This window comes from Streptomyces sp. NPDC056503 (genome assembly GCF_042794995.1).
In the GTDB taxonomy this organism is placed as follows: Bacteria; Actinomycetota; Actinomycetes; order Streptomycetales; family Streptomycetaceae; genus Streptomyces.
In genome coordinates, this window is sequence record NZ_JBHTST010000240.1 from 1 (window position 1) to 4,981 (window position 4,981).

The following is a 4,981-nucleotide window of genomic DNA, read 5'->3' on the forward strand; positions in this document are numbered from 1 at the left end:
ACCGGCCGCTTCCTCACCGCAGACCCCATCTACGGCGGCGGCGCCAACGCCTACGGCTACCCCGGCGACCCCATCAACCAATACGACCTCACCGGTCAGTTTTGGAAAAAGCTCAGGTGGGGCTGGAACATGGTCCGAAAGGGCTGGGGTAAGGTAAAGAGCGGCTATCGCTGGCTTCGCAAGAAGGCGGGAGCCTGGAACTACCGCGCTAAGGCGGCGTTCGGTGGATGGCTTTCCAGGCGATACAATGGAGGGCGCTCCCGTGTGACGATCCCGAACAGTCGAGGGCAGTGGCATTACGACCTCGTGGGGAAGGCGCACTACGTCAAGGGGAGAGGCTATGTTGCTACACCCCACAAGATGTACCAGTCCAGGAACGACAGGTCGCGTACCGGATGGGGCAAGCCTGAACGGAACAACGTCAAGTCGATGGGCTGGGGCGATCTCTACAGAGTCTGGCGGCACCTGCGACGATGATGAACGAATCTACCGAATTCTACGGAATGCGCCCGTGGCGAATCGGAAGTGAGATCATTGACTGCGAGGACACGCCTCTCGGGTACGTAGACGTCCACAACTTCGCCGATTTTCTCGGAGTCGATGAAAAGCCGGGAGAAATCTCGCTCGATTTCCGGCTGGTCGAGAAGGGGACTCACTTTCGGATTCGCTTCGCAGAAGTTCGAGAATTGGCAATCCGTCTGGTCGATCTCGATTTTCCAGAGAACCGAGAACTCTTCTATGCATTCGACAGTCTGGGAGACTGCGTCTTTGAATTCGAAGCCGCAACGCTATCGGGCAAGGTCACGGCAAAGAAGGTATTCTTTGAAGTCGTGAGTTAGCCCACGGCAAGACCGGCTCCTTTCATTCTGAATGAAAGGAGCCGGTCGGGTGTGTAGTGAAGAGACCGGGCCTCTCGCCGTTTGTGTGATGACTCCATTGTCACGCCAACGGCGAGGGGCCCGGCCTCTTCACCACCCCTCTGTTGACCAGCCTCTTTCACCCGCCAGAAAGGGTGAAAGAGGCTCAGTGAGCCTCTTTCATCCTGAATAGCTGCAGGTCAGCAACGTGTGGACGGCCTGGACGATGGTGCCGATGCGTCGGGTAGAGCATCGGGCGCGGCGGAGGATGCGCCAGGACTTCAGCTGTGCGAAGGCACGTTCGCCGGGGGCTCTGAGCCGGGCGTGGTCGCGGTTGAACTGCTGGTAGTGCTCGGGCTGTTCGCGGTGGTGGTAGTAGGGGGTGCGGAAGGTGGCGCCGGCGCCCTGGTAGGCGCGGTCGGCGAGGACGAGGATCTGCCTGGTGAGGCATGCCTGGACGATGCCGTGAGCGCGGGCCGCGGTCAGGTCGTGGGTGCGGCCGGGTGTCGCGCGGGAGAACCACAGTGGTGTGCCGTCGGGACGGGCGATGACCTGCACGTTCATCCCGTGCCGACGGTGTTTCATCGAGTAGTACGGCTCGTCCGCGCGGATCCGGTCGATGGGGATCAGGGTGCCGTCAACGATGACATGCTCCCCCTCGCCAAGGCCGGTGAGGGCTTCGTGGAGGCCGGGTGCCCAGCCGGCCAGGACGTCCAAGGTCTCGTCGACGTAGCGCCAGGCGGTGGCCTGGGATATACCGAAACCCGCTCCGAGCTGCGAGAACGTCTCGTTCTTCCGCAGGTGCACCAACGTGAGAAGCGCCTGGTCGAAGCAGCCGAGCTTGCGCCAGCGGGTGTTGCGGGTTCGACGATGCTCGTGCAGCAGCCAAGCGACATGCTCGACGAGCTCATGAGGGACGTCGAGCATGGCAGGATACGGAACCAACAGGGCCCCTTCGGTCGCCGGTGTGATGAGTGGAATCACCACGCCAACGACCAGGGGCCCTGCCTCGTCACCACCCCCGCTGACCAGCCCATTTCACCCTCCAGCACAGGATGAAAGAGGCTCAGTGTGTGCCATGGAGGAATGTTTCCGTTGGAGTGAACGTCACGCCGTAGCCAGCTGATCGAGGAGTGCAGCTGCGTCGAAGGCTGACGGCCTATGTTTGGGGTCGTGGTCAAGTAGGGACGCGACCAACCGCCGGGCGTCAGGTGGAATGTGGCGCCGCCGTCGCCCAAGTGGCACTCGTTTGATCTCTTCAAGGGTCATACCGAGAGTTCGACCCCCGGCAAGAATCTGATAGCAAGTGACTCCAAGGGCAAACAGATCGACTTTCTCAAGGTTTGCAGCAGGGTCCGACCACTCAGGAGCTAGGTATGTTTCGCTTCCCCACGGTAGGGCATCTTTTGCGTCAATACGACAGGCGCCCTCGAAATCAATAGCATAGAATTGCATGGATTCGCCCACCACCACGTTGCGAGGCTTACAATCCCGCCAAGCCAATCCACATTCGTGGATTCCGCTGACAAGCCCAGCCACCTTTGCCGCATAGAGAAGTGATTCCTCCACCGTGGCCGGCGATTCACGAATCAGGTGTTCTAGGTCCATTCTCCCAACGTCCTCAAGTGCAAGATATAGATTTCCACCCTCTGTGAAGATATCGAAAACTTCCGGCGCGGACACGCCACCCTTCGCCAGCTCTCCCAAGATCTCAGACTCGGCTAGGACCCTTCTCCTGCCGTCCGTTCCATCCCAGTCCGTCTCGCCATTCCTTCTTCCCTCCTTGATTACGCATCGCATCATGGGTGCCGCGTCCATACAGAGAGCCCTGTAAACCCCCCCTTTGCCACGCTGAGTGACAGCTTCGTAGACTAGATACCGAGTTCGGAAGGCGCTCTTTTTGGAACCCCGATTTTTAGTGGGTGGAAATGGATTTGAAGCCCAAGGCGGCTCGAAGTCTGGATCGTCGCGAATATCGGGGACAAGTTCTCCGTTTGGCGCCCTAAGCGCAGGGACTCTCACCGAGTCAACCGTTGTTTCCAGACTATCGAATGACCCATATCGATAGAAGACGCGACTTCCGCGCCTATATGGGCGCTCGAATGGAACCTTCGGCCCTGGAATGCGCCGTGTGAGCTGGTCGAGGAGCGAAGCTAGCTCTAGCGCCTGGTTGGAATCCACGGGGTAAACAGTGAGGAACTTGCCAATCTGTGACGTCCCGTAGAAGAGGCCGCAGTTTAGTTTTCTCAGCTCGAGTAGATTCGTTGGCGCCTTAAACAGGACTCCCAGGCCAGTCAACGCCGGGCCAACAGCTTCGAGAATTCTGCAAGCCGTCTTCACGGTCGCCGTAACGTGAAGCTTCCAGCCTTGGTCGGGGTCTGTTGACTGGGGAGCTCGGCTATAGCGCCAGGCTGAACCTTGAGGCGCCAAGGGCAAAAAGCATTTGGCCAAGCTCTCCCAGCGTCGTTCAATCGGCGTCGCCAGTTGCGCATGCCGATTACCGATCGCGGCGGGATTGACTGGTGAGTCAAGCGCCATCATTGAACCTTCACATAATCGTGGTCGTTGTGGTTGTGGTTGAGACGGTGCATGTGCTCGTTGTGGTGGTGGTAATTGTCGTGGTGGTCCAGACTGTCCCTTGTGTGCCGGCCGCCGGGCTCGCCTGCAAGGCCTCCAATTCCTCAGGGGTTCTGGCGATTTCACGCAGCAGGTCGTTCCACGTGTCCGTCCCAGGCCCGCTCTTTGCCGCTCTCAAGGCTTTCGCCTTGAGTTCCTCTGCGTACAGAGGGTCTTTCGTGGCACGCTCCACCATCTCGTAAACCCTGCCCGACATGACATCTCCCGTCTCGAATCAGGTTTGTCCTGAAGCCATCTTTCTCGAAACGCGAGAACTGCACAACTCTAGAACCGTATGTCTCAGCGAATGGCTGACGCCCATATGGAGCACACTGAACCTTTTTCATTCTGAATAGTTGCAGGTCAGCAGTGTGGGGACGGCTTGGGCGATGGTGCCGATGCGCCTGGTGAAGCATCCGGCTCGTCGGAGCAGTCGCCAGGACTTCAGCTGGGCGAAGGCGCGTTCACCAGGTGCCCGGAGTCTGGCGTGGTCGCGGTTGAACTGCTGGTAGTGCGCCTCGGGACGGGCGACGACCTGCACGTTCACGGCTGTGCTTGCGGTGCTTCATCGAGTAGTACGGCTCGTCGGAGCGGATCCGGTCGATGGGGATCAAGGGGCCGTCAACGATGACGTGGCTGCCTTCACCAAGGCCGGTGAGCGCTTCATGGAGACCGGGTGCCCAGCCGGCCAGGATGTCCAGCGTCTCGTCGACGTACCGCCAGGCGGTGGCCTGCGATATCCCGAAACCCGCTCCAAGCTGCGAAAACTTCTTGTTCTTCCGCAGGTGGACGAGGGTGAGCAACGCCTGTTTGAAGCAGCCGAGATTGCGCCAGCGGATGCTGCGGGCCAGGCCGTGCTCGTGCAGCAGCCAGGCAACATGCTCGACGAGCTCATGCAGGACGTCAAGCGTGGCAGGATACGGAACCAAAAGGGCCCCTTCGGTCGCCGGTGTGATGAGTGGAATCACCACGCCAACGACGAGGGCCCTGCCTCGTCACCACACCCGCTGACCAGCCCATTTCACCCATCAGCACAGGATGAAAGAGGTTCACTCGGCAACCGGCACTGCTCGGAGGGCGTTCGCCCCCGAAACCACCCGCCGGAGCAGCTCGCACAACTCGTCCCGGCGCCAGCCGCTCAACGGTCCCAGCCGTGAACGACAGCGTACCCAGCACCGCCAAATTTCTTAGCGCCTCTTTTCGTTGCGATGGTCCTCAACCCTCAAATTTCACCTGGGTAGGTTGTGGTCATTGATTGGGTGACCGCAGCCGCCTCGTTTGCACTTCCCCTGAGCGTCGCTTTGCAAGTCGGGGCACGGGCAGGAAAAACAGGGCCTGGCGTCGTTGGAGTCGGGCTCCCAACCATTCGCCTTCAGGCGCGCTCGGGCGGTTTCCCGCATGTCGCGTAGCTGGTGTCGGCGTACACGTGAACGTCCCCACCCGCGTACGGATGAAAAGGGACAGTTGTTGATGCGTTGAGACCTGCTGCTCGGCACTCTGCTGCTTGG

At 60.0% G+C, this 4,981-nt stretch carries 4 protein-coding genes and 1 pseudogene; 2 read left to right on the plus strand and 3 right to left on the minus strand.

The window, feature by feature from the left end; translation table 11 throughout:
• The coding region (locus ACFQ8C_RS36425) for a hypothetical protein (protein ID WP_383466171.1) at positions 1-477 on the plus strand (477 nt) is incomplete at its 5' end.
• Positions 474-839, plus strand: a complete 366-nt coding sequence (locus ACFQ8C_RS36430; protein ID WP_383466172.1) for a hypothetical protein — start codon at positions 474-476, stop codon at positions 837-839. The genes ACFQ8C_RS36425 and ACFQ8C_RS36430, both read left to right, overlap by 4 nt.
• 198 nt (positions 840-1,037) lie before the next feature.
• Here ACFQ8C_RS36430 and ACFQ8C_RS36435 read toward each other — a convergent pair whose 3' ends face one another.
• From ACFQ8C_RS36435 to ACFQ8C_RS36445, 3 genes and pseudogenes are all read right to left on the minus strand, one after another.
• Positions 1,038-1,844, minus strand: a complete 807-nt coding sequence (locus tag ACFQ8C_RS36435) for an IS5 family transposase (RefSeq protein WP_383466174.1) — start codon at positions 1,842-1,844, stop codon at positions 1,038-1,040.
• Between the two features lie 120 nt (positions 1,845-1,964).
• Complete coding sequence (locus ACFQ8C_RS36440; RefSeq protein WP_383466175.1) at positions 1,965-3,197, minus strand: protein kinase; 1,233 nt, start codon at positions 3,195-3,197, stop codon at positions 1,965-1,967.
• Positions 3,198-3,816: 619 nt separating this feature from the next.
• Positions 3,817-4,444: pseudogene (locus tag ACFQ8C_RS36445) on the minus strand (transposase family protein).
• Between the last annotated feature and the right edge of the window lie 537 nt (positions 4,445-4,981).

Excerpts from the sequence above, each read along its gene's own strand:
- ACFQ8C_RS36430 (WP_383466172.1), top strand. The coding sequence starts at position 474 with ATGATGAACGAATCTACCGAATTCTACGGAATGCGCCCGTGGCGAATC.